We start from the raw sequence: 22,614 nt of genomic DNA on the forward strand, positions 1-22,614 counted from the left end.
ATGCGATCTTCGCACCGTGACGGACTCTCTTCAACCGATTCCGCAGATTCCCTGACCGTTCAAGGGTGAAACCGCAGATTCTGAGGTCAGGACTCGATCGGTCCGAGCCATGAGCTCGCGGCCGTGGCGTGTGCAGATTCAGGGTCCGAAGGGTGGAACGCCCCTGCGAGCACATCGCGGTACAGCCGGGACAGCTCGTTCGAGGAGAAGTACGAACCGCCTCCGGCGACGAGCATCGCCTGGTCGACGACATGCTTCGACATCGTGATCGCGCGGTGCTTGACGCCCGAGAGGAGGGCGAACCACCGGGCGCCGTTGTCGACCTTCTCGTCGACGTCGCGGGCGAGCGCGGCGATCTGCGGCGGCAGCGCGTCGTACGCCAGTCCCATGTCGGCGATGCGCCAGCGGATGTCCGGATCCTGACTGTAGGCGACGCCGGTCTTCTTCGAGCGGCGCTGCTGCGCGGTCAGCACGGCGAGGTCGAGCGCCCGGCGCGCGATGCCGGTGTACACGGACGCGAGCAGGATCTCGAAGACGGAGAAGATCCCGAAGACGATCGGATCGGGGTTCGGGCCGGGATCGATGCGGCGCACCACATGCGCAGCATCCGCCCTTGCCCCATCGAGCCGGGTCGTGCGGCTCTGCGTCGCGCGCATCCCGAGCGTGTCCCAGTCGTCGCCGGTGACGACCGCATCGGTGCGCTCGACGAACGCGAACACGAGCTTCGGCGCGTCGGCGCTCGTCGTGTCGAGGCCGTGGAGTCCGAGCCTCGTCCACACCGGCGCGAGCGAGGTGAAGATCTTCGTGCCCGTGAACGCGTAGCCGCCGTCGTCGGTGGGCACGGCGTCGGTGTCGCTGCCGAACAGCACGAGGTCGTTCCCCCCTTCGCTGATGCCGAAGGCGAAGACCTCTCCCGCCGCGGCGCCGTCCTGCACGAACTCGAGCCCGGGGACGCCCCGATCGGAGAAGACCTTGGCGACGCCGGTCCACACCAGGTGCATGTTGATGGCGAGAGCCGTCGCGGGCGCGGCCGTCGCGAGGCGCTGCTGCAGGACCGCCGCCTCCGCGAGGCCGAGCCCTGCACCGCCGCGCTCGACGGGCACCAGGATCGACAGGTACCCGGCGGTGCGGAGCTCGTCGAGGTCCTGCTCGGGGAACGTGTTCTCGCGATCGTGGATCGGCGCGCGCTCGCGGATGCGCTCGAGGAGGTCGTCCGGCAGGTACGCGGTCGGGTCGAACGTGCTCATGCGAGTGCCTCTCTCAGCTGTCGGATGGTCTCGTCCGGCTTGTCGCGGTGCAGCGAATGACCGGCTCCCTCGATCACCGACATCGTGACGAGCGAGTTCGAGGCGAGCACGGAGGCCGCGACCTCGCCGGTGAAGATGCTGTACACCTCGGGATCCGAGGCGATGACGTGGGTCGCGACCGTCAGTCGGGCGGCATCCGCGGTGACGTCCCACGGCGTGTTCTGGGCGCTGGTCTGCTCGACGGCCCACGCGCTGGCGCGGTGCACGGCGTCGACCTTGAGTTCGCAGTCCTGCGGGTGCCAGTGCGGATGCTCCTGCTGCACCAGCTCGATCCTGTTGTCGGCGAACGCGCGCTCCTGGCTGCGGCGCACGATCGCGGCATCCCGCCCTCCGACAAGGATCGCGGGGTCGAGGAGCACGAGTCGCCGGGTCCACCCCGGAGAGGCGGATGCGGCAGCGGTGCTGGAGGCTCCACCGAGCGAGTGGCCGATCACGGCATCCCAGGCGCCGCCGTGCTCCGGGGAGGTCGCCGCGAGGTCCGCCCCGTAGGCGGCGACGGAGTAGTCGAGCGCCCGCGGCGCATCGCCGTGTCCGCGGAGGTCCACAGCGGTGGCGTTCCAGCCGTCGTCGGCGAGTGCCGTGCCCAGTCGCCACATCAGCGCGGCCGAGGAGCCGAGTCCGTGCACGAGCAGGGCGTGGCGGGCGGATGCCGGGTCGCCCCAGGAGATGCGGGGCAGCGTGAGCGGTGCAGGCATGCTCTCAGCCTACGACCGGGGCCGGGATCAGGCCGGGTCGGCCGGCTGGGTCGGGGCTGGTGGAGGCGAGGTGGGTTCAGGCGATCGGCGGCAGATCGCCGTGCGTGGTGAGCACCCGTGCGGCGGCGGCGTGCCCGGCGGAGAGCCGCTCCGCAAGGTCCGCGTCGTCGAGGGATGCCGCGAGGAACCCCGCAGCGAAGGCGTCGCCTGCGCCGACCGGCTCGACGACCTCGACGCGGGGAGCCGGGACGAACACAGGCTCCTCGTCACCGCGGAACGCGGTCGCACCGACATCCCCGTCCTTCACGACCAGGAGGCCGCAGCGGGGCAGATGCCTGCGGATGTCGGATGCCGTCGCCGTGCCCCAGATCCGCTCGGCCTCGTCGCGACCGACGAACGCGATGTCGGCGGCGTCGGCGAGGCGGGTGAGGGTGGCGGCGGCATCGTCGCGGGACCACAGGGCACGGCGGTCGTTCACGTCGAACGAGACCAGTGCTCCGGCCGCGCGGGCTGTGCCGTAGAGCTCGTCGACCATGTCGCGGCACGAGGCGGAGAGCGCGGGCGTGATGCCGGTCGTGTGCACGATCCTCACCCCGCCGAGCTGCGCGGGGGTGAGGAAGCCCGGGGCCATCAGCGAGGCGGCGGACCCTCGTCGGTAGTAGTAGACGGATGACGACTCGATGCCGGGGTCCTTGAACATGACGCCGGTGGGAGCATCCGCATCGGTCGTGGCCCACAGCTGCACCCCGCGGCGTCCCAGCTCCGTCGCGATGCGCGTGCCGATCGGATCGTCGCCCAGACGCGAGGCCCACGCGGCAGGGTGACCAGCCGCGACGAGGCCGACCGCGACGTTGCCCTCGGCGCCGGCGATCCCGAGCGCCGCCGTCTCGGTCTCGGCCAGCGGTGCGCCGAGCGCGGTGAGGAGTCCCATGGACTCGCCGACGCAGACGACCTCGGGCGTGCGGGGCAGGGGAGAGGACGCGGAGCTCATGAAGGGGTGACCGCCAGGGGTTCGGTGTCGGGATGCGGGCTCGCGTCGCGATGACGCAGGTCGGGGAACGCGCGGACGAAGACGATGGAGACGACCAGCCCCGCGGCGGCGAACAGCGTCGCTGCGAGGTAAGCGCCGCGCGGGTCTGTGGCGTCGACCAGGAATCCGGCGACGGCGGATCCGGCTGCGGCGCCGATGAGCTGACCGGTGCCCGCCCACCCGAACGCCTCGGCGGTCTGGCTGAACTTGACGCTCGCCGTCGTGATCGCGAACAGCACGGCGAGCGCGGGGGCGATGCCGATGCCGGCGAGGACGAGCGTGCCGCCGAGCCAGAACACATTCAGGGAGACCATGGTGAGCGCGAGGCCGACGGTGACGATGGCGAGTCGGCGGGCCATGGCCCACGGGCCGATCGGGATGTGCCCGAACGCCAGACCGCCCGCGAGGCTGCCGACCGAGAACACGGCGAGGACGAGACCTGCGGCGAGGCTTCCGTGCTCGAAGGTCGCGACGACTCCGACCTCGACGGCCGAGCACGCGCCGATCAGCAGGAATCCGATGACGGTGGCGAGCAGCACAGGAGGCTTGAGGACGACCGTGCCGAACGCGTGGCGGCTGCGCGGGATGCGCACGCGGCCGACCTCGGGGGAGAGGATGAACCACGCGCCGCCGCCCACGAGCACGACGGCGACGAGCAGCAGGCCCTCCGACGTCCCGATCTGGGTCGACACGAGGGTGATCACGACCGGCGCCAGGACCCAGATGATCTCCTGCAGTGAGGCGTCGAGTGAGAAGAGGGGTGTGAGCTGCTTCGCGTTCACGAGCTTCGGGTAGATGGTGCGGACGGCCGACTGGACCGGCGGGGTGGAGAGTCCGGCGATCATGCCGAGCGCCATGTAGCCCGCGACGCTCAACGGCAGCAGGGCGAGGCCGAGCACGGCGACGACGCACACGCTGAGGGTCAGGGTGAGGACCCGACGCATGCCCCAGGCGCCCATCCACCGGCTGGTGATCGGGCCGGCGACGGCCTGGCCCACGCTGGTGGCAGCGAGCACGAGACCGGCGGAACCGTAGGACCCTGTCTGCTGCTCGACGTGCAGCAGGATCGCCAGCGACGTCATCCCGTTGGGGAAGCGGGCGGTCAGCTGTGCAGCGATCATGCGCGCCACTCCGGGCGTGCGAAGAAGGTCCCGATATCCCGCCACGGGTCCACGCTACCGGGAGCCGGTCACCGTGGTCGAAGCGGGTCCGACGCGACACGCCGCGACACGCCGAATCGTCGATTCCACAGAAAATCGGATGTCCGAACCCCCTCGTATCGTCCCCCCTGTGGATGGATCTCTCCCAGGTGCTTCCCAGCCGCGATTTCTCGCGGTTCGGAGGCGCTGTCAAGGGGGCTGCGCCTGTGGAAGAAACGGTGGAGAACCTGTGTTGTATCAGTGGAGAGCGGTGGAAAACTACACGGATGTAACTACTAGCCCTTGTGGTCCGTCTGAATGTCCGCACCTATATGTAGTATTGAGTTCCCGGCGCGGGTCTGCCGGAAAACACCTGCTCGAGGGGGCAGGTCAGAGATTTGAGGGGAAGCGAAAAGATGTCGATCACCGTCTACACCAAGCCGTCCTGCGTTCAGTGCAACGCCACCTACCGCGCGCTCGACGCCAAGGGCATCGAGTACGAGATCCTCGACCTTTCGGAAGACGCCACGGCGCTCGAGCAGGTCAAGGCGCTCGGCTACATGCAGGCACCCGTCGTCGTCACCGACGAGGGTCACTGGTCGGGCTTCCGTCCCGACAAGATCGACGAGCTCGCCTCGCGTCTGGCGTGATCGCCCATGAGCGCCGTCGCGACCGCTGCGCCGCTCCTGGTCTACTTCTCGAGCGCGTCGGGTAACACCGCACGCTTCGTCGAGAAGCTCGGGCTTCCGGCCCGACGCATCCCCCTTCACCGCCAGGACGAAGAGCTCGTCATCGACGAGCCCTACGTCCTGGTCACCCCCACCTATGGCGGGGGTGAGGGGCGCGGCGTCGAACGAGGCGCGGTGCCCAAGCAGGTCATCCGGTTCCTCAACGACGAGCGCAACCGGCGTCATATCCGCGGAGTCATCTCTGCGGGAAACACCAACTTCGGCGACTCGTTCTGTCTCGCCGGTGACATCATCAGCCGCAAGTGCAACGTGCCTCACTTGTATCGGCTCGAGATCTTCGGCACACAAGACGATGTTGATCGCGTGAGCGACGGATTGGAGCGACGGTGGGTACCGCAGTTGACGAGCAGGCAGGAGCCGACTCAGTGACGGATACGGTGGCGTTCAAGATGAACCCGACCTACGAGGGCCTGGACTATCACGCCCTCAACGCGATGCTGAACCTGTACGACGCGAACGGCAAGATCCAGTTCGATGCCGACAAGCGCGCGGCCCGCGAGTACTTCCTCCAGCACGTCAACCAGAACACCGTGTTCTTCCACTCCCTCAAGGAGCGTCTGGACTACCTGGTCGAGAAGGAGTACTACGAGCCGGCGGTCATCGAGCAGTACTCGCTCGAGTTCATCCAGAAGCTCAACGACCTCGCGTATGGCAAGAAGTTCCGCTTCGAGACCTTCCTCGGCGCCTTCAAGTACTACACGAGCTACACGCTGAAGACCTTCGACGGCAAGCGCTACCTCGAGCGCTTCGAGGACCGCGTCGTGATGACGGCACTCGGCCTCGCCGACGGCGACGAGCAGCTCGCCGTCGCCCTGGTCGAGGAGATCATCTCCGGCCGCTTCCAGCCCGCGACCCCGACGTTCCTCAACGCGGGCAAGGCCCAGCGCGGCGAGCTCGTCAGCTGCTTCCTGCTGCGCATCGAAGACAACATGGAGTCGATCGCCCGCGGCATCAACTCGGCCCTCCAGCTCTCCAAGCGCGGTGGCGGCGTGGCGCTGCTGCTGTCGAACATCCGTGAGGCCGGCGCACCGATCAAGCAGATCGAGAACCAGTCCTCCGGCATCATCCCGGTCATGAAGCTCCTCGAAGACAGCTTCAGCTACGCCAACCAGCTCGGAGCCCGTCAGGGTGCCGGTGCGGTGTACCTCAACGCGCACCACCCCGACATCATGCGCTTCCTCGACACCAAGCGTGAGAACGCCGACGAGAAGATCCGCATCAAGACGCTGTCGCTGGGTGTCGTCGTCCCCGACATCACGTTCGAGCTGGCGAAGAACGGCGAGGACATGTACCTCTTCTCGCCGTACGACGTCGAGAAGGTCTACGGCGTCCCGTTCGGCGACATCTCGGTCACCGAGAAGTACCGCGAGATGGTCGACGACCCGCGCATCAAGAAGACCAAGATCAACGCGCGCGAGTTCTTCCAGACCATCGCCGAGATCCAGTTCGAGTCGGGCTACCCGTACATCATGTTCGAGGACACGGTGAACAAGGCCAACCCGATCAAGGGCCGCATCAACATGTCCAACCTCTGCAGCGAGATCCTGCAGGTGAACACGCCGACGACCTACAACGACGACCTGTCGTACGACCAGATCGGCAAGGACATCTCCTGCAACCTCGGCTCGATGAACATCGCGCTGTCGATGGATGCCGATGACCTGGGTCAGACCGTCGAGACCGCGATCCGTGCGCTGAGCGCGGTCAGCGACCAGAGCCACATCCGCTCGGTCCGCTCGATCGAGGACGGCAACGACCGTTCGCACGCGATCGGCCTCGGCCAGATGAACCTGCACGGCTACCTCGCTCGCGAGCACGTCCACTACGGGTCCGAAGAGGGCATCGACTTCACGAACATCTACTTCTACACGGTGCTGTTCCACGCGCTGCGCGCCTCGAACAACCTCGCGATCGAGCGCAAGCAGGCCTTCGACGGCTTCGCCGACTCGACCTACGCGTCGGGGGAGTTCTTCGACAAGTACATCGAGCGCGCCTGGGTGCCCGAGACCGAGAAGGTCAAGGAGCTCTTCGCGGGCAAGCACATCCCGACGCAGGAGGACTGGGTGGCGCTGAAGGCGTCGATCCAGGAGCACGGCATCTACAACCAGAACCTGCAGGCTGTGCCCCCGACCGGCTCGATCTCGTACATCAACAACTCGACGTCGTCGATCCACCCGATCGCGTCGAAGATCGAGATCCGCAAGGAAGGCAAGCTCGGCCGCGTCTACTACCCGGCGCCGTTCATGACGAACGACAACCTGGAGTACTACCAGGACGCGTACGAGATCGGCTACGAGAAGGTCATCGACACGTACGCCGCGGCCACCCAGCACGTCGATCAGGGCCTGTCGCTGACGCTGTTCTTCAAGGACACCGCCACGACGCGTGACATCAACAAGGCTCAGATCTACGCATGGCGCAAGGGCATCAAGACGATCTACTACATCCGTCTGCGTCAGATGGCGCTCGAGGGCACCGACATGACCGAGTGCGTCTCGTGCATGCTCTGACCTGTTGTTGACCTAGAACCAGGCTGAACACGAGAAACGACGAAGAATCATGACTCCTCACCCCCCGCTCAAGCTGGTCGACAGCGTGCAGGCGATCAACTGGAACCGCATCCAGGACGACAAGGACCTCGAGGTCTGGAACCGCCTGGTGAACAACTTCTGGCTGCCCGAGAAGGTGCCGCTGTCCAACGACGTCCAGTCGTGGAACACGCTGACGCCCGAAGAGCAGCTGCTCACCATGCGGGTCTTCACCGGACTCACGCTGCTCGACACCATCCAGGGCACCGTCGGCGCGGTCTCGCTGATCCCCGATGCGATCACCCCGCACGAGGAGGCCGTGTACACCAACATCGCCTTCATGGAATCGGTGCACGCGAAGAGCTACTCCTCGATCTTCTCGACCCTCGCGTCGACGAAGGAGATCGACGAGGCGTTCCGCTGGTCCACCGAGAATCCGAACCTTCAGAAGAAGGCTCAGATCATCATGGACTACTACCAGGGCGACGACCCGCTCAAGCGCAAGATCGCCTCGACGCTGCTCGAGTCGTTCCTGTTCTACTCGGGCTTCTACCTGCCGATCTACTGGTCGTCGAAGGCGAAGCTCACCAACACCGCCGACCTCATCCGCCTCATCATCCGCGACGAGGCCGTGCACGGGTACTACATCGGCTACAAGTTCCAGAAGGGTCTCGAGAAGGAGACCGAGGAGCGTCGCCAGGAGCTGAAGGACTACACCTTCAACCTGCTGTTCGAGCTCTACGACAACGAGGTGCAGTACACGCAGGACCTCTACGACGGCGTCGGCCTGACCGAGGACGTCAAGAAATTCCTGCACTACAACGCCAACAAGGCGCTGATGAACCTCGGCTACGAGGCGATGTTCCCCTCGACCGTCACGAACGTGAACCCGGCGATCCTGTCGGCGCTCTCGCCCAACGCGGACGAGAACCACGACTTCTTCTCGGGCTCCGGCTCCTCCTACGTCATCGGCAAGGCCGAGGCGACGGAAGACGACGACTGGGACTTCTGAGTCACGGGATATGCGCGCATTTGGGGCACTCTCGGCCTACGACTTCGAAATCCTCGTTCGCGACCTTCTGCAGGCAGAATGGAAAGTCCTCCTCGAGTCTTTTTCTCCGGGGAAGGACGGCGGCACGGATGTGCGACTACTTCGTGGCAAGAACTTAAGGACCGTGCAGTGCAAGCACCATCCAGACAGCGCGTTGAGCGGAATTCAGGCGAAACTTAAGAAAGAGCAGGCGAAGCTAGGAGGGTTGAAATTCGGAGAGTACTGGCTCGCGACGAGCGCACGAGCGACGCCGGCCTCGAAGAAGTCAACCAGCGAACTCTTCTCTGACCAGGGGCTTGTGCCAGAGCGCGTCCTCGGAGTCGTTGACCTCGAAAACCTCTTGAGTCGCCACCCGAACGTGGAACGCACTCATGTAAAGCTTTATCTCTCAAGCCTCGCGGTCCTAGAAGATGTGCTAAATCATGCGATTCTGGATCGACAAAGGTACTTTCTCGAAAGGGCCACGTCGAAGGTTAAGTACTTTGTTTCTAGCGACGCGGTTAGTGATGTTCACGACATCCTTGATCGGGATGGAATGTGTATCATCACCGGCCCGCCCGGGGTTGGTAAGACGACAATCGCGGAGTCGATCGCGCTCACGTACGTCGCGAGCGACTACGACGTGTTCGACGTTCGGTCCGCCACGGAAGTCGAAGAGGTTTGGCGCCCAGGGCAGAAACAGATATTCCTGTACGACGACTTTCTTGGGCAGACGAGTCTCATGGAGAAGCTGGACAGGGGCGAAGACCACGCGCTGGACATCATGGCTCGTCGCCTTTCCGAGTCAAAGACTCATAAGTTGATATTGACGACTCGTGAATATATTCTTGCATCGGCTCAGATGACCTATAGCAAGCTTCGTCAACCGCATGTCCTCAACTCGAAGATTGTAGTGGACGTAGGGTCGTATTCGGATTTCGAGAAGGGGCAAATATTATTTAATCACGTATATTACTCAATTCTCGGTGAAGCCGCGCGCGCGAGTCTGAAGAAGGGCAAGGCGTACCGGGAGATTGTATTCCACCGGAACTACAATCCTCGTCTAATCGAATCCGTTGTGAGCGCAGCGCTCGCAAGAGGTGGTGTCGCCGCTAACTCCGGCTTCGCTGAATTCATGCTTGATGCATTCGAGCATCCTGGATCGCTCTGGACGAACATATTCGCGGTTGAGCTAAACGCGCCCCAAAGAGTCTTGGCCGCTGTAGCGGGCAGTCGCTCGCGACCGACTGACCGCAAGCGGGCGGTCGATACAGCGCACCGGATCCTCGCCGCTATGGGGGAAACTCGGCGGATTTCGGATCAAGATCTCGACGTGCTTGAGGGCATCTTCATTAATATTGTGCGGGACGATGCGGGAACGGTTAGTCTAGGGCCAAAGAACCCGAGCATACGCGACTTCCTGGTCGGTGCTTTGATCACCTCAAGCGAGATTTTCAGCCGCTACCTATCGGCCGCGTCTCCGTCTGCACTCGCTGAGGTCCTCCCGCTGATATCGTCGAACGACTCGCGGACTTCGAAAGTATGGTCCGAATTGAGCCGCGAGTCACAGGTTCAGGCCATGGACGACTTGTTCCTCTCCGTTCATGAAATTCTCGCCCGAACGGAGGAAGCAGATCTCGGCGCTCGAATCGTGCGGTCTGTTGCAGAAGCTCTTCGTCAAAGGGCGCCTCAGGGGCGACCGCTCCAGATAGTCGGCGCGCTCCATGTGGCGCTGTGCAGATACGCGCCTCGCGTGGGTGACCAGGAAACCCTCACCGCGGCGTTTTGGGCGCTTGAGCCGTTCCTAAACGCTGACGAGAAGGACGCTCTGTTAGATGCGATGCGTGAGTCTTGGGAAGAGACGATGGACATCGCAGCTTTGCCCACAGTGCTCGAGTTCGAACGCGCCGTCGATGGTGAACTGGCCGAGGATATTGAGCAGTGGCTCTTGAATCAGATTGAAGATGCTCTTGAAAACTACGACCGGTACGGCTTCTCTACAGAGTACGAGATGCTCAACTCAGTTGAAGGGTACCTTGGCTACATAGAAGGCGATGTCGGGGATGTCGCCGGTCGCATCGAGGCGAAGATGGCTAGCTTATGGGAGCCAGACGAGGATGATTATCGGGAGAGCCGCTGGAACTCGAGTACGAGAGGTTCCGAAGGCGGGGCCGGTGGACTCGACGGCTTGTTCGCTTTGATTTAAGCATGAAGAAGGGGCGGATGCTGCGGCATCCGCCCCTTCTTGCTGTGCCCCCTACTTCCGGTTCTCGCGGTAGTAGGCGAGCAGCGCCCTGGTCGACGCGTCCTGCGCCTCGATGGCCGACTCGTCGCCGCCGATGGCCGGAGCGATCTGCATCGCGAGCTGCTTGCCGAGCTCCACACCCCACTGGTCGAACGAGTTGATGCCCCAGATGGTGCCCTGGGTGAACGTGATGTGCTCGTACAGCGCGATGAGCTGACCGAGCACGCGCGGGGTCAGCGCCGGCGCGAAGATCGAGGTCGTCGGGCGGTTGCCGGCGAAGGTGCGCGCGGCGACGAGCGCACCCGTCGTGCCCTCGGCCTCGACCTCCTCCGCGGTCTTCCCGAAGGCGAGCGCCTTGGTCTGGGCGAGGAAGTTCGCGAGGAACAGCTCGTGGACGTCCTGACCGCCGTCGGACAGCGGGTACGCGGGGTTGACGAAGGCGATGAAGTCCGCCGGGATCAGCCGCGTGCCCTGGTGGATGAGCTGGTAGAAGGCGTGCTGGCCGTTGGTCCCCGGCTCTCCCCAGAACACCTCGCCCGTGTCGGTGGTGACGGGGGTGCCGTCCCAGCGCACGGACTTGCCGTTGGACTCCATCGTCAGCTGCTGCAGGTACGCGGGGAACCGGCTCAGCTGCTGCGCGTAGGGGAGCACCGCGTGCGACTGCGCCCCGTGGAAGTTGCCGTACCAGACGTTGAGCAGGCCCATCAGCACGGGGACGTTGCGCTCCAGCGGCGTCGTGCGCACGTGCTCGTCGACGTCATGGAAGCCCGCGAGCAGGTCGCGGAACGCCTCCGGTCCCAGCGCGATCGCGAGCGAGAGGCCGATCGCGGAGTCGACCGAGTAGCGTCCACCCACCCAGTCCCAGAAGCCGAACGCGTTGGCGGGATCGATGCCGAAGGCTGCGACCTTGTCGAGCGCCGTCGACACGGCCACGAAATGGTGGGCGACCGCGTCGGCACGGGCGTCGTCCGCGTCGGAGATCGCTCCGGATGCCGTGAGCCCCGCCCACAGCCATTCGCGCGCGAGGCGCGCGTTGGTGAGCGTCTCGAGGGTGGTGAACGTCTTCGAGGCCACGATGAAGAGCGTGTTCTCGGGGTCGAGATCCGCCGTCTTCTGCGCGAGGTCGGTGGGGTCGATGTTCGACACGAAGCGCGCCTCGATGCCGGCATCCGCAAAGGGCTTGAGCGCCTCGTACACCATCACCGGGCCGAGATCGGATCCGCCGATGCCGATGTTCACGACGTGGGTGACCTTCTTGCCCGTGACGCCGAGCCAGTCGCCACCGCGGACCCGGTCCGCGAAGGCGCCCATCGCGTCGAGGACGCTCTGCACATCGGCATCCACGTCCTGCCCGTCGACGACGAGGGCGGGGGAGGCGCCGGCGGGCCGACGCAGCGCCGTGTGCAGCACCGCGCGGTCCTCGGAGGTGTTCAGGTGCGCCCCCTCGAGCATCGCCGCGTACCGCTCGGCGACACCGGTCTGCTCAGCGAGACGCAGGAGAGCTGCGAGGATGTCGTCGGTCACGAGGTTCTTCGACAGATCGACGTGCAGGTCGGCCAACGGAAACGAGAACCGCTCGGCGCGGCTCGCATCAGCGGCGAACCAGCCTCGGAGATCGGCACGGACGGACTCGTGCAGGGCGGTGAGCTCGGACCAGGCGGGAGTGGCTGTCGGATCAACGGGAGCGGTCATGGATCCACGCTACTGCGGTCGGCGACGCCATGGCAGCGTCATGACGTTTCGATCGATCGTGACGAGGTCGTGACCTACCGCCGCGCCGAATCATCTCGCGCGTGTACACGCGGAGGCGCGCGCGGGGGTACGGTTTCCTTCATGGGAAGACTGCGATACGACGGCACCTCGGAGCCGATCCTCATCGACGATGAGACGCTCGCTCACCTGAAGGTGATCGTCGGCACGAAGCTGCGCCGCCAGGAGAGCTTCATGATGACCTGGCATCCGCGCGAGGGCGGGGACACCGGACGGCTCACGGTGTGGATCCACCCGGCGATCCCGCTGCAGTTCCTCTTCACCTCCGCCGACCCGCAGAACATCGAGAAGCACCGCATCGAGGAGATGATGCACGCCCTCAACGCCAGCGGCGAACTCGTCATCGACGACTACGTGCAGTCCAGCGTCGTCGACGGGAGCGCGCGGAAAGGCTGAGCTACCGGGCCCGAGCTACTCCGCCGGGTACCGATCCGCCTTCAGCAATCGGGCGAGGTGTGCCGCGTTGCGAGCGGCCGTCGCCGTCGCCTGCGCGACCGCCTCCGGGGTCTCATCGAGGTCCTTGTAGTCGATGCCCTTCATCGCCTCGCCGTTCCAGTAGACCGAGGTCTGCGCCGGCACGGTGTAGCCGATGTCGTCGAGTGCCTGGAAGACGATCGCGGAGATGTGGTGCGCGCCGTCCTCGTTGCCGACGACGCCGGAGATCGCCACCTTGTCGAACAGGATCGGTCGCCCGCTGTCGTCCGTCTCGCTGAGTTCTGCATCCAGGCGCTCGAGCACACGCTGCGCGACGCTGGAGTGCTGCCCCATCCAGGTCGGGGTGACGAAGACGAGGATGTCGGCGGCGAGCACCCTCTCCCGCAGCGCCGGCCACTGGTCGTCCCCGCCCATGTTGATCTCGACGCCGGGGCTGATCACGTGGTCGACGGCCCTGACCAGGTCGCCGCTGACGCCGTGCTCCGCGAGGGCGGCGAGGATCTGGGAGCCCAGCAGGTCGGAGCTGGATTCCGCGGGAGAGGGCTTCAGCGTGCAGGAGATCGCGAGGGCGGTGAGTGGTGCGTTCATGCCTGGACGAAATCATCGATCGCGCCGATCGCACAGGGGGTTCCGTGGCTGGAGCGTCTGCGCTACGCGGTATCCTTGAGGACGGCCGCTACGACAGGAGATCCCGTGATCCTCAGCTTCATCTTCTTCATGATCCTCTTCCTCGGAGGCATCTGGCTCATGGGGCTGGCGCAGTCGCTCGAGGACTTCCAGGCGATCGTCTTCGTCGCGGGTCTGCTCATCGTCAGCCTGTCGCTGGCCTTCGTGATGCGTCAGCGCGGATCGGCCACGCGTCGCGACGACAACTGGTCGGGCAACGCCACCGAGTAGTCAGCCCCGACGGGCGAGCCGCGCTTCGAGGTTCGCCCTCACCGCTGGCCACTCCGGCTCGATGATCGAGTACTCGACGCTGTCGCGCAGTGCGCCGTTGCGATAGCGGCTCATCGCGCGCATGACGCCGTCCTGCTTCGCGCCCAGACGTTCGATGGCCGCCCTGGACTGGAAGTTGACCCACTGGGTCGTGAGCCCCACCCGGAAGACGCCGAGGTCTTCGAACGCGTGGCGGAGCAGCAGCAGCTTGGACTCGGCGTTCGTCCCGGTGCCGTGCACTGACGGGCGGTTCCACGTGTACCCGATGTGCAGCCGAGGGACCTCCTCGTCGATGTCGTAGAACGAGGTGAGGCCGAGGGTGCGGCCGTCGGCGTCGAACGCCGTGAACGGGATCATCCCGTTCGACTCGATCAGGCCGATGCGTCGATCGATCTCCGCAGCGAGCCCGTCGGGCGAGGGGATCGACGTGTACCACGCGTTCTTCCACAGGTCGCCCTCCGTCAGCGCCTCGAGGAGGCCGTCGTGATGCGACGTCTCCAGCGGTCGGAGCTCGACGAGGCGGCCGGTGAGAGTGGTCGGGCGAGGCGGGGTGCGGAACGTCATGGTGTCATTCAATCAGCGCGACGTCGACATCGCCGGAGTCGCAGACGGCGCGGTGCGCCCATTGGTCGCGCCCCATGCGCGGGTCGACGTAGGTGGCGTCGCCGACCCGACGCAGCAGCCGCTGATAGGCGGTGACGATCTCGACCGTGACGTCGAGGTCGAAGGCGAGGCTCGCCGGGTGGGCGCCGCGCATCGCCTCCGCCTCGGCGTAGGCCGTCGGGGTGATCAGCAGCCGCGCCGCCCATTCGTCGGCACGACGCTCCTGGCGGGCGCGCAGCGCGGGGTCGGCGGCCGGGCGATGACCGAGGATCGCATGCGCGAGCTCGTGCGCGAGGATGCTGCTGGTTGCACGCCGACTGAGCCCGGGCGCGACGCGGATGGTCGCTGTCGTCGGCTCGTAGCCGCCCCACGATCGCCCCGGCCGCTCGACCACGGTGAGCCCGTTCTCGTCGATGAGGCGGAGCAGCCGATCCACGGGCCCTCCTTCGAGCTCTGAGCGTCAGTCGTAGAGATCGTCCGTGTCGCGGGCGTGCGACAGAGAGGAATCGAAGGCGACCTCGGACTCATCTTCGCGGTGGCCGCGGACATCGGTGCGGCGGGGGAGCTCGGTGATGGTCGCCGTGCGTCGCCCGTCCTCGGCGGCGAGCCGCTCCTCCGCGCGTCGGAGGATGAGGTGGGGCTCGACGTCGACCACGTCGCCGACCGCGTAGACGATGGGTACCGGGATCGCTCGTTTGCCGGTGACGTAGTTGTCGAGCGCGCTGCGCGCGATGCCGATCTCGCGCGCCATGGCGGCGACGCTGCTGCCGGCGGCGCCGATCTCCGCTCGCAGCTGTCGACCGACCGCTGCGTTGAACTGCTCGCCCGGTGTCTTCACGTGAGTCACGATAGCACCGGCCCGACGCCAGGATGCCGTCATATCGCCTCGTGAGTGGAGGCGAGCAGGCGGGTGAGGCGGTAGTGTCGTCGCATGACGACACAAGCGCGCCAGGTGGTGGCAGCGGCGGTGATCTCCGCGATCGACCGCGCCGAGCGCACCCCGCAGTGGCTCGCCGCGCGATCGGGCATCGCCCCACGGGCGCTGCAGGAGATGCTGTCGGGGCGGCGCGACTTCACGATCGTCGACCTCGGCGACATCGCCGGGGCTCTCGGCATCCCCGTGTCGGAACTGGTGCCAGCGCGTCCCGCGTGCTGAACCTCGCGCCCTGGTCCCCCCGCGCACTAGCGTGGAGGGATGAAGACCGTTCCCTTCGGATCCGCCACCGCCCCCGCCGTCGTCGCCGGAATGATGCGCATCAATGACAAGGATGACGCCCAGATCCGCGAGCTCTATGACACCGCCCGCACGGCAGGCATCGACTTCTTCGATCACGCCGACATCTACGGCGGCAGCATGCACTTCTGCGAGGGACGCTTCGCGGAGGCGCTCGACCTGAGCGCCGCCGAACGCGACGAGATCGTGCTGCAGACGAAGTGCGGCATCAACCCGGCGGAGGGGACCTTCGACTTCTCGTACGAGCACATCCTCGCGCAGGTCGAGGGGTCGCTGAAGGCGCTGCGCACCGATCGCCTCGACGTCCTGCTGTTGCACCGCCCCGACGCGCTGGTCGAGCCGGAGGAGGTCGCGAGGGCGTTCGACGAGCTCGAGGCGGCCGGCAAGGTCCGCGCCTTCGGCGTCTCGAACCACACCCCGCGCCAGATCGATCTGCTGCGCACCGCGGTCACGCAGCCGCTCGTGGCGAATCAGCTCCAGCTGTCCATCACGCACGCCCCGATCCTCGCGCAGCCGGTCGCCGCCAACATGGCGGGGGAGGACCAGAGCGTCGTGCGTGACGGCGGCGGGATCGTCGAGTACTGCCGTATCAACGGCATCACGGTCCAGGCGTGGTCGCCCTTCCAGGGCGGCTTCTTCACGGGAGTCTTCCTCGGCAACCCGGAGTACGCCGCGCTCAACGAGGTGATCGACCGCCTCGCCGACTCCTACGCCGTGGAGCCGATCGCGATCGCCACCGCCTGGATCACCCGGCATCCCGCGAAGATGCAGGTGGTGCTCGGCACCACGACTCCTGAGCGCGTGCGAGATGCGGCAGCCGGTGCCGACATCGAGCTCACCCGCGCCGAGTGGTACGAGCTGTTCCGCGCGGCGGGTCACCTCCTGCCCTGACCGGGCAGGACTCCCGCTCGTCGTCTACCCTGAACACATGCCGTTCCTGTTCTCCCTCCTGGTCATCGCACTGATGGTCGGCGCACTCGTCGACATCATCCGGCGCGACGACTCCCAGGTGCGGTTCCTGCCGAAGATGGCCTGGATCATCATCGTCATCCTGCTGCCGCTGATCGGCAGCATCCTGTGGTTCGCGATCGGTCGGGAGTACTCCGAGGCCGGTCTGCGGATCCCGCGGATGCGTCCGGCGGCACGGCCGACGGCTCCTCAGCCGGACCTGCGCCCGACCACGCCGGTGGACACCAGGAGCACCGAGCAGCAGATCGCCGACCTCGACCGCGAGATCGAGGAGTGGCGGCTCCGCCAGGAGATCGAGAAGCGCCGTCGTCAGGACGGCGACTCCTCGACCGATGCGGAGCCGACCGCCGGTTAGACGGCTGCTCCGGAGAGCGCGTCCGCGCGCTCGAACGAGTCGCGCACGGCATCCTCGAGCTTCGGATAGGCGAACTCGAATCCCGCGAGTGCGAGCTTCTCGGGGATCACCCACCGGCTCTTCAGGATCAGCTCGGTCTCGGTCCGGATGCCGATGGCGCCGATCTCGAGCATCCAGCGCGGCATCGCCGGGCCGAACCCGACACCGAGCGCCTGGCGCACGATCGACATGAACTCGGCGTTGTCCGAGGGGTTCGGCGACGCGGCGTTCACCGCACCGTCCAGTGACGGAGTGGCCTCGATGAAGTCGATGATGCGGGCGATGTCCTCGATGTGCACCCAGCTGAAGCGCTGCCGCCCGCGGCGGGCTCCGAACTCGTGACCGGTGCCGGCGCTGCGGCGTGCTCGGCTGATCGGCCAGGGGCCGTCGTGCTGGGCTCCGCCGAGTCCGAGGCGCGCCATGCTCCGCAGCGGACCGAGCACGCCGCCGTCTCCGAGGACAATCGCGCTGCGCAGTGCCACCCTGCGGGTGTGCGGCAGCTCGTCGGCGAAGAGCGCGCGCTCCCAGGCCTTGGCGACCTCGACGGAGAAGCCCTTGCCGATCTCGCCGGAGGACTCCGTCATCGGCCGGTCCTCGGCGTGCCGGTAGATGGTCGCGGTCGAGGAGTTGATCCAGAGGGGCGGAGGGGCGGATGCCGCGGCGATCGCCGCGCTCAGCGACGAGGTCGTGTCCAGGCGCGAGCGGAAGATCGCCGCACGGTTGGCCGCGGTGTAGCGGCAGTTCACGCTCTTGCCCGCCAGTCCGATCACCAGCGAGGAGCCGTCGACCGCACGGTCGATCGCACGCTGATCTTCCCAGGCGATGTCGGCGCCGGTGCGAGAGATGGTGATGACCTCACGGCCGGCCGCCCGCAGCCGGGGGATCAGGTACTGCCCCATGAAACCGGTCGATCCGCCGATCACGACCGGTCCGCCGTGCGGCGTCGCGGAATCCGTCACGGGGTCTCGCTCTCGATCGCGTAGTCGAAGAAGCCGGTGTACTCGTAGACGCGGCCGAGCATCGGGGCGTCGATGGTCATGTTCACGTGATGCTGCTCCCGCTCCTCGTCCCACCGCTCGACGAGGGCGATGCGCGGACTCAGTAGACGTGGCACGGTGAGGCGGAGCGGACCCAGCCGCAGCCCGACGCGGCGGATGCCGAGCACGACCGCCCCGTCCCGCACGTCGATGTCGAAGGTGGTGACGACGGTGCGATGCGGCCCGATCTCGTTGCGCAGGATGCCGTTCGGCCCGAGCACCACGATGTCGGGCATCACCCAGGTGCGTCCAGGCAGCTCGAAGTGCCTTACGGCCACGGCTGTGCCGTCGACGGTGCGGTTCTCGATGCGGAACGGGACGTCGCGCTGCCACCCCGCGAAGGCCACACCGAGCGACTCCGCGATGCGGAACATCGGCCAGAGCCACCGATGGCGGGAGCCCGCGGTGGTGAACACGCCGGTACCCACGCCCACCTGTCCGTCGGCGATGGTGCGGAAATACCAGCCCGTCTTCGGGTGGAGCTCCGCGATGCGGTCGCCGAGTGCGCGCTCATAGGGCGAGAGGTGCGCGGGGAGGGGTGCTGTCACCCCCTCACCCTAGCGAGAGCCTGGGCGCAGCAGCCGGTCGAGCAGCGCAAGGGCCTCGTGCTGCGGGGCGGAGTCATCGAGCAGCCACTGGGTCTGCAGTCCGTCGGAGGCCGCCACCACGAGGGCGGCGACGGCGTCGGCATCCACGTCCTGCCGCATCCGCCCTGCCTCCTGCTGCTCGCGCACGGTCGCGGCGATCTCTCGCCGGAGTCGTGAGAAGCGGGTGGTGGCGAACTCGCGGGCGGCGGGGCGTCCCTCCTCCAGCGCGGTCGCGACCAGGGTCGAGTAGAGCTGCACGAGGCCGGGGACCTCGCGGTTGGTGCGGGCGGACTCGATCATCCGCTCCACCGGGCTGGCGTCGGCAGGGAGCGTGTCGGGCTGCTGCCGCTCGGGCACCGTGCTCTCCTGGTAGACCGCGACCAGCAGCTCCTCGAGAGAGCCGAAGTAGTGGGTGAGTGCGGCGTGGGTCACACCCACGGCGCTGGCGATCGAGCGCAGGCTCGTGCGGTCAGCCCCGCGTTCGGCGAAGACCTCGATCGCGCGATCCAGGATCTCCTGGCGTCTGGCGATGCCCTTCGCATATGCGCCCCGCTGGCGGGGGCGATCCGGGTCTTCGGTCATGGGACGAGCATATCGAACGAAAACTTCCGCGCGGAGGTATTCGGTGATAACGTTCTCGGACAGACGGGCGACAGTGCCCGCACGTCACCGATGACCGAAGGAGAACCCCGTGGCGATTCAGACTTCCATCCAGCTGTTCACGATCAAGGACCAGCTGGAGACCGACCTCGAGGGCTCGCTGAAGGAGGTCGCCGCGCGCGGCTTCGCGGCTGTGGAGCCGTACGACTTCGTGCGCCGTGCGCAGCCTCTCGCCGACGCGCTGAGCGCTGCCGGCCTGGTCGCTCCCTCCGGGCACGCGTTCCTCGCCTCGACGTCGTTCGTGAACCCGGACGGCAGCGGCACGACGCTCCCGGTGCCCTCGCCCGCTGAGGTGTTCGCGGCGGCCAAGGTGCTCGGCATGGGCACCGTCATCGATCCGTACACGGAGCCCGCGCGCTGGGAGTCCGTCGAGCAGATCGAGGAGACCGCCCGTCTGCTCAACGAGGCCGCCGAGATCGGCGCGACCGTCGGCGTCCGCGTCGGCTACCACAACCACGCCCACGAGCTGGAGGCCGTGTTCGACGGCGTCACCGGACTCGAGGTGCTGGCCGGCCTCCTCGACGAGCGCGTCGTGCTCGAGGTCGATCTGTACTGGGTCGCCCGCGGCGGCGTCGACCCCGTCGCGCTCCTGCAGCGCCTGGGCGACCGTGTGATCGCGGTGCACGCCAAGGACGGTACGCTCGACCCCGCACTGCTGAGCGCATACCCGCCGGCCGACCAGGTGCCGGCTGGCGAGGGCACCGTCCCGCTCGTGGAGGCCATCGCGGCCGCTCCTGCGCTGGAGCTCGCGATCGTCGAGTTCGACCACTTCGAGGGCGACCTCTGGGATGCGGTCGAGCGCAGCCGCGTCTACCTCGACGAGAAGGTGGCCGGCTGATGGCGATCGGCAGCGGACCCGTCGGTGTAGGCATCATCGGCGCGGGCAACATCAGCGACCAGTACCTGTCGAACCTCACGACCTTCCCCGACGTGCGGGTGATCGCCGTCGGCGACCTGCTCGAGGAGCGCGCGAAGGCCCAGGCCGAGAAGTACGGCGTGCCTCGGGCGGGCGGCGTCGACGTCGTGCTGAACGACCCGGACATCGACATCGTCGTGAACCTCACGATTCCCGCGGTGCACGTCGAGGTCTCGGAGGCGATCATCGCCGCGGGCAAGCACGTGTGGACCGAGAAGCCGATCGGCGTCAGCCGCGAGGAGTCCCAGCGGCTGCTCGCCACGGCTGACGCGGCCGGCCTCCGGGTCGGCGTCGCGCCGGACACGGTGCTCGGACCTGGCGTGCAGACGGCGAAGCGCGCGATCGCGCGCGGCGACATCGGTCGCCCGCTCTTCGCCCAGACGACGTTCCAGTGGCAGGGCCCGGAGATCTTCCACCCGAACCCCGCGTTCCTCTACGCCAAGGGCGCGGGCCCCCTGCTCGACATGGGGCCGTACTACGTCTCGGCTCTCGTGCACGTCTTCGGACCGGTGGCGGCCGTGGCCGCCCTCGGGCTCCAGGGCACGCCGACCCGCACGGTGCAGGTGGGCGAGCTGGCAGGGCAGGAGTTCCCGGTCGAGATCCCCTCGACGCTGAGCGTCCTGATGGACTTCGAGCAGGGCGGGCAGGCGCAGAGCCTGTACAGCACCGACTCTCCGCTGCTGCGTCAGGGTCTCGTCGAGATCACCGGCACCGAGGGCACGATCGTCATCCCCGACCCGAACACCTTCGGCGGGCCGATTACGATCACGCGTCCGCTGTCGCGTCTCTTCGTGCCGCCGGAGCCGATCGAGCAGGAGATCGTCGACGTCGAGCAGGAGGGCGTGCTCTCCGGTCGCGGCGTGGGTCTGCTCGACATGGCCAGGTCGATCGCGGCCGGTCGCCCCCATGTCGCGACGGGCGAGTTCGGATACCACGTGCTCGACACGCTGCTCTCGATCGAGGAGGCCGCCGAGTCGCGCAGCTTCGTGCAGGTCGAGAGCACGCTGAACGAGGTCGGCGCCCTGGATGCCGACTTCGATCCGTTCGCGTCGACTCTCTGACGACTGCAGTCGTGGCGGCGGAGTGCGCTCAGTGCGCCTTCGTCGCCACGTAGCGGTCGACGCTCGCCGGTGACAGCACCTCGCGGGCGACCATGATCGCCGCCCCGAGGACCGCCGCACGGTCGCCGGCCTGCGATTGCACGATCGCGAGATGCTGCGTGGCCAGCGGAATCGATCGGCGGTAGACCACCTCGCGCACCCCGGCGAGCAGGTGCTCGCCTGCACGTGCGATGCTGCCGCCGAGCACGATGATCGAGGGGTTCAGCAGGTTCACGACGGTCGCGAGGACCTCGCCCACGTCGCGGCCGGCCTGCCGCGTCGCCTCGATGGCCGCGGCGTTGCCCGCGCGCACGAGATCGACGACGTCCGCCGGGCTGTGCGCATCCTGTCCGCCGTCACGCAGCGCGGCCGCGAGGGCCGAGCCGCTGGCGAGGGCCTCTAGGTCGCGGTCGTCGCCGGGCTCTCTCGCCGAGCCCGAGCCGTGCGGTACCTGCACGTGGCCCATATCCCCGGCCGAACCCTGGGCGCCGCGCTGCAGCTGACCGCCGGCGATGATGCCCGCGCCGATGCCGGTGGAGACCTTGACGAAGATCAGGTCGTCGACGTGCGGCCAGGTCGTCGCGTGCTCGCCGAGGGCGAGGATGTTCACGTCGTTGTCGACCAGCACCGGCACGTCGAAGGTGCGCTGCACATAGCCGGGCACGTCGAAGCGGTCCCACCCCGGCATGATCGGGGGATTCGTCGGTCGTCCGGTGGTGTGCTCGACCGGACCGGGCACGCCGATCCCGACGCCGAGCAGGGGCGCTCCCGACGCCGCCGACGACTCGACCGCCGCGGAGCCGAGCAGCGCCGCCCCGTCTTCGAGGATCACGTCGAGCAGGTTCTCGGGGCCGTCGCCGATGTCGATCGTGCGGGTGCGGGAGTCGAGGATGACGCCGGCGAGGTCGGCGACAGCGACCGTGGCGTGCGTGGCACCGAGGTCGACGGCGAGCACGACTCCTGCACGGGAGTTGAAGGCGAGACGGGCGGGCGGGCGACCGCCGGTCGACACGGCTTCTCCGGCCGGGCGCAGCAGATCGGCGGCGAGGAGGGCATCCACGCGGAGGGCGACCGTGGATCGCGCGAGGCCGGTGAGGGCTGCGAGCTCCGCCTTCGTGCGTGCGGTGCCGTCGCGGAGGAGCTGGAAGATCTCGCCCGCGCCGGGGTTGGCCACAGCGGCGGGGCGGAGTGCATCGACCATTGCGTCAGTAAACCACAGCACTTGCGTTGGCTCTCGACCGACTTCCGAT

At 67.1% G+C, this 22,614-nt stretch carries 25 protein-coding genes; 12 read left to right on the forward strand and 13 right to left on the reverse strand.

What is annotated here, in order from left to right; all coding sequences use genetic code 11:
* Positions 1–86: 86 nt before the first annotated feature.
* From BLW44_RS06255 to BLW44_RS06270, 4 genes are all read right to left on the reverse strand, one after another.
* Positions 87–1,247, reverse strand: a complete 1,161-nt coding sequence (locus BLW44_RS06255; protein ID WP_060926862.1) for an acyl-CoA dehydrogenase family protein — start codon at positions 1,245–1,247, stop codon at positions 87–89.
* On the reverse strand, positions 1,244–2,002 hold the full coding sequence (locus tag BLW44_RS06260; RefSeq protein ID WP_060926863.1) for an alpha/beta fold hydrolase: 759 nt from the start codon (positions 2,000–2,002) through the stop codon (positions 1,244–1,246). The genes BLW44_RS06255 and BLW44_RS06260 overlap by 4 nt, the downstream gene beginning before the upstream one ends.
* A 76-nt stretch (positions 2,003–2,078) precedes the next feature.
* Entirely contained in the window at positions 2,079–2,993 is a 915-nt protein-coding gene (locus BLW44_RS06265; RefSeq protein ID WP_060926864.1) for a sugar kinase, read from the reverse strand.
* On the reverse strand, positions 2,990–4,153 hold the full coding sequence (locus BLW44_RS06270) for an MFS transporter (protein WP_060926865.1): 1,164 nt from the start codon (positions 4,151–4,153) through the stop codon (positions 2,990–2,992). The genes BLW44_RS06265 and BLW44_RS06270 overlap by 4 nt, the downstream gene beginning before the upstream one ends.
* Positions 4,154–4,587: 434 nt before the next feature.
* Here BLW44_RS06270 and nrdH point away from each other — a divergent pair, with 434 nt between their 5' ends.
* The 5 genes from nrdH to BLW44_RS06295 are packed head-to-tail and all read left to right on the forward strand — an operon-like array spanning position 4,588 to position 10,684.
* Positions 4,588–4,821, forward strand: coding sequence for a glutaredoxin-like protein NrdH (nrdH, locus tag BLW44_RS06275; RefSeq protein WP_042537838.1), 234 nt, complete (start codon positions 4,588–4,590; stop codon positions 4,819–4,821).
* A 6-nt stretch (positions 4,822–4,827) separates the two neighbouring features.
* Positions 4,828–5,289, forward strand: coding sequence for a class Ib ribonucleoside-diphosphate reductase assembly flavoprotein NrdI (gene nrdI, locus BLW44_RS06280; RefSeq protein ID WP_060926866.1), 462 nt, complete (start codon positions 4,828–4,830; stop codon positions 5,287–5,289).
* Positions 5,290–5,309: 20 nt separating this feature from the next.
* Complete coding sequence (gene nrdE, locus BLW44_RS06285; protein WP_060926899.1) at positions 5,310–7,430, forward strand: class 1b ribonucleoside-diphosphate reductase subunit alpha; 2,121 nt, start codon at positions 5,310–5,312, stop codon at positions 7,428–7,430.
* Positions 7,431–7,479: 49 nt separating this feature from the next.
* Positions 7,480–8,460: a class 1b ribonucleoside-diphosphate reductase subunit beta gene (nrdF, locus tag BLW44_RS06290; RefSeq protein WP_060926867.1), complete on the forward strand. Its 981-nt coding sequence runs from the start codon at positions 7,480–7,482 to the stop codon at positions 8,458–8,460.
* 10 nt (positions 8,461–8,470) lie between these two features.
* Positions 8,471–10,684, forward strand: a complete 2,214-nt coding sequence (locus BLW44_RS06295) for an nSTAND3 domain-containing NTPase (RefSeq protein ID WP_060926868.1) — start codon at positions 8,471–8,473, stop codon at positions 10,682–10,684.
* A 51-nt stretch (positions 10,685–10,735) separates the two neighbouring features.
* On the opposite strand, the gene pgi is transcribed toward BLW44_RS06295, so the two are convergent.
* Complete coding sequence (gene pgi / locus BLW44_RS06300; protein WP_060926869.1) at positions 10,736–12,415, reverse strand: glucose-6-phosphate isomerase; 1,680 nt, start codon at positions 12,413–12,415, stop codon at positions 10,736–10,738.
* A 141-nt stretch (positions 12,416–12,556) separates the two neighbouring features.
* Here pgi and BLW44_RS06305 point away from each other — a divergent pair, with 141 nt between their 5' ends.
* Positions 12,557–12,889 carry a DUF7882 family protein gene (locus BLW44_RS06305; RefSeq protein ID WP_060926870.1) on the forward strand — a complete coding sequence of 111 codons (333 nt, stop codon included), beginning with the start codon at positions 12,557–12,559 and terminating at the stop codon, positions 12,887–12,889.
* A 15-nt stretch (positions 12,890–12,904) separates the two neighbouring features.
* On the opposite strand, the gene BLW44_RS06310 is transcribed toward BLW44_RS06305, so the two are convergent.
* The gene (locus tag BLW44_RS06310) at positions 12,905–13,516 is read right to left on the reverse strand and encodes a flavodoxin family protein (RefSeq protein WP_060926871.1); all 612 of its coding nucleotides are present in this window, start codon (positions 13,514–13,516) and stop codon (positions 12,905–12,907) included.
* A gap of 105 nt (positions 13,517–13,621) precedes the next feature.
* On the opposite strand from BLW44_RS06310, the gene BLW44_RS06315 reads away from it, so the two are divergent.
* A complete protein-coding gene (locus tag BLW44_RS06315; protein ID WP_060926872.1) occupies positions 13,622–13,825 on the forward strand; it encodes a hypothetical protein in 204 nt (67 codons plus the stop codon).
* Here BLW44_RS06315 and BLW44_RS06320 read toward each other — a convergent pair whose 3' ends face one another.
* Genes BLW44_RS06320 through BLW44_RS06330 form a run of 3 tightly spaced genes read right to left on the reverse strand, consistent with a single transcriptional unit; the run spans position 13,826 to position 15,305 of the window.
* A complete protein-coding gene (locus BLW44_RS06320; protein ID WP_060926873.1) occupies positions 13,826–14,428 on the reverse strand; it encodes a GNAT family N-acetyltransferase in 603 nt (200 codons plus the stop codon).
* 4 nt (positions 14,429–14,432) lie between these two features.
* On the reverse strand, positions 14,433–14,903 hold the full coding sequence (locus BLW44_RS06325; protein WP_074731642.1) for an ImmA/IrrE family metallo-endopeptidase: 471 nt from the start codon (positions 14,901–14,903) through the stop codon (positions 14,433–14,435).
* 24 nt (positions 14,904–14,927) lie between these two features.
* Entirely contained in the window at positions 14,928–15,305 is a 378-nt protein-coding gene (locus BLW44_RS06330) for a helix-turn-helix domain-containing protein (protein WP_245647397.1), read from the reverse strand.
* A 93-nt stretch (positions 15,306–15,398) separates the two neighbouring features.
* On the opposite strand from BLW44_RS06330, the gene BLW44_RS06335 reads away from it, so the two are divergent.
* The 3 genes from BLW44_RS06335 to BLW44_RS06345 are packed head-to-tail and all read left to right on the forward strand — an operon-like array spanning position 15,399 to position 17,025.
* A complete protein-coding gene (locus BLW44_RS06335; RefSeq protein WP_060926874.1) occupies positions 15,399–15,623 on the forward strand; it encodes a helix-turn-helix domain-containing protein in 225 nt (74 codons plus the stop codon).
* A gap of 39 nt (positions 15,624–15,662) precedes the next feature.
* Positions 15,663–16,592, forward strand: a complete 930-nt coding sequence (locus tag BLW44_RS06340; protein ID WP_060926875.1) for an aldo/keto reductase — start codon at positions 15,663–15,665, stop codon at positions 16,590–16,592.
* Between the two features lie 37 nt (positions 16,593–16,629).
* On the forward strand, positions 16,630–17,025 hold the full coding sequence (locus BLW44_RS06345) for a PLDc N-terminal domain-containing protein (RefSeq protein WP_060926876.1): 396 nt from the start codon (positions 16,630–16,632) through the stop codon (positions 17,023–17,025).
* Here the strand turns inward: BLW44_RS06345 and BLW44_RS06350 are convergent.
* From BLW44_RS06350 to BLW44_RS06360, 3 genes are read right to left on the reverse strand one after another with little or no spacing between them, the layout of a single operon-like run.
* Positions 17,022–17,963, reverse strand: coding sequence for an epimerase (locus tag BLW44_RS06350; protein WP_082724526.1), 942 nt, complete (start codon positions 17,961–17,963; stop codon positions 17,022–17,024). The genes BLW44_RS06345 and BLW44_RS06350 overlap by 4 nt on opposite strands.
* A gap of 56 nt (positions 17,964–18,019) precedes the next feature.
* A complete protein-coding gene (locus tag BLW44_RS06355; RefSeq protein WP_060926878.1) occupies positions 18,020–18,649 on the reverse strand; it encodes a DUF4166 domain-containing protein in 630 nt (209 codons plus the stop codon).
* 9 nt (positions 18,650–18,658) lie between these two features.
* Positions 18,659–19,270 (reverse strand): TetR/AcrR family transcriptional regulator, encoded by a 612-nt coding sequence (locus tag BLW44_RS06360; RefSeq protein WP_060926879.1) that lies wholly within the window; start codon positions 19,268–19,270, stop codon positions 18,659–18,661.
* A gap of 109 nt (positions 19,271–19,379) precedes the next feature.
* On the opposite strand from BLW44_RS06360, the gene BLW44_RS06365 reads away from it, so the two are divergent.
* Both BLW44_RS06365 and BLW44_RS06370 read left to right on the forward strand, forming a co-directional pair.
* Positions 19,380–20,186 carry a sugar phosphate isomerase/epimerase family protein gene (locus BLW44_RS06365; protein WP_060926880.1) on the forward strand — a complete coding sequence of 269 codons (807 nt, stop codon included), beginning with the start codon at positions 19,380–19,382 and terminating at the stop codon, positions 20,184–20,186.
* Complete coding sequence (locus BLW44_RS06370) at positions 20,186–21,325, forward strand: Gfo/Idh/MocA family protein (protein WP_060926881.1); 1,140 nt, start codon at positions 20,186–20,188, stop codon at positions 21,323–21,325. The genes BLW44_RS06365 and BLW44_RS06370 overlap by 1 nt, the downstream gene beginning before the upstream one ends.
* A 28-nt stretch (positions 21,326–21,353) precedes the next feature.
* Here BLW44_RS06370 and BLW44_RS06375 read toward each other — a convergent pair whose 3' ends face one another.
* Positions 21,354–22,565: an ROK family transcriptional regulator gene (locus BLW44_RS06375; protein ID WP_060926882.1), complete on the reverse strand. Its 1,212-nt coding sequence runs from the start codon at positions 22,563–22,565 to the stop codon at positions 21,354–21,356.
* Between the last annotated feature and the right edge of the window lie 49 nt (positions 22,566–22,614).

The sequence above is a fragment of the Microbacterium hydrocarbonoxydans genome, assembly GCF_900105205.1.
Classification (GTDB): domain Bacteria; phylum Actinomycetota; class Actinomycetes; order Actinomycetales; family Microbacteriaceae; genus Microbacterium; species Microbacterium hydrocarbonoxydans.

Coding starts and splice junctions, on each gene's coding strand:
- nrdF (WP_060926867.1), top strand. CDS start 7,480: ATGACTCCTCACCCCCCGCTCAAGCTGGTCGACAGCGTGCAGGCGATC.
- BLW44_RS06370 (WP_060926881.1), top strand. CDS start 20,186: ATGGCGATCGGCAGCGGACCCGTCGGTGTAGGCATCATCGGCGCGGGC.
- BLW44_RS06270 (WP_060926865.1), bottom strand. CDS start 4,153: ATGATCGCTGCACAGCTGACCGCCCGCTTCCCCAACGGGATGACGTCG.
- nrdH (WP_042537838.1), top strand. CDS start 4,588: ATGTCGATCACCGTCTACACCAAGCCGTCCTGCGTTCAGTGCAACGCC.
- BLW44_RS06310 (WP_060926871.1), bottom strand. CDS start 13,516: ATGAACGCACCACTCACCGCCCTCGCGATCTCCTGCACGCTGAAGCCC.
- BLW44_RS06335 (WP_060926874.1), top strand. CDS start 15,399: ATGACGACACAAGCGCGCCAGGTGGTGGCAGCGGCGGTGATCTCCGCG.
- BLW44_RS06255 (WP_060926862.1), bottom strand. CDS start 1,247: ATGAGCACGTTCGACCCGACCGCGTACCTGCCGGACGACCTCCTCGAG.
- BLW44_RS06295 (WP_060926868.1), top strand. CDS start 8,471: ATGCGCGCATTTGGGGCACTCTCGGCCTACGACTTCGAAATCCTCGTT.
- BLW44_RS06265 (WP_060926864.1), bottom strand. CDS start 2,993: ATGAGCTCCGCGTCCTCTCCCCTGCCCCGCACGCCCGAGGTCGTCTGC.
- nrdI (WP_060926866.1), top strand. CDS start 4,828: ATGAGCGCCGTCGCGACCGCTGCGCCGCTCCTGGTCTACTTCTCGAGC.
- pgi (WP_060926869.1), bottom strand. CDS start 12,415: ATGACCGCTCCCGTTGATCCGACAGCCACTCCCGCCTGGTCCGAGCTC.
- BLW44_RS06375 (WP_060926882.1), bottom strand. CDS start 22,565: ATGGTCGATGCACTCCGCCCCGCCGCTGTGGCCAACCCCGGCGCGGGC.
- BLW44_RS06345 (WP_060926876.1), top strand. CDS start 16,630: ATGCCGTTCCTGTTCTCCCTCCTGGTCATCGCACTGATGGTCGGCGCA.
- BLW44_RS06260 (WP_060926863.1), bottom strand. CDS start 2,002: ATGCCTGCACCGCTCACGCTGCCCCGCATCTCCTGGGGCGACCCGGCA.
- BLW44_RS06305 (WP_060926870.1), top strand. CDS start 12,557: ATGGGAAGACTGCGATACGACGGCACCTCGGAGCCGATCCTCATCGAC.
- BLW44_RS06340 (WP_060926875.1), top strand. CDS start 15,663: ATGAAGACCGTTCCCTTCGGATCCGCCACCGCCCCCGCCGTCGTCGCC.
- nrdE (WP_060926899.1), top strand. CDS start 5,310: ATGAACCCGACCTACGAGGGCCTGGACTATCACGCCCTCAACGCGATG.
- BLW44_RS06350 (WP_082724526.1), bottom strand. CDS start 17,963: ATGGGGCAGTACCTGATCCCCCGGCTGCGGGCGGCCGGCCGTGAGGTC.
- BLW44_RS06320 (WP_060926873.1), bottom strand. CDS start 14,428: ATGACGTTCCGCACCCCGCCTCGCCCGACCACTCTCACCGGCCGCCTC.
- BLW44_RS06360 (WP_060926879.1), bottom strand. CDS start 19,270: ATGACCGAAGACCCGGATCGCCCCCGCCAGCGGGGCGCATATGCGAAG.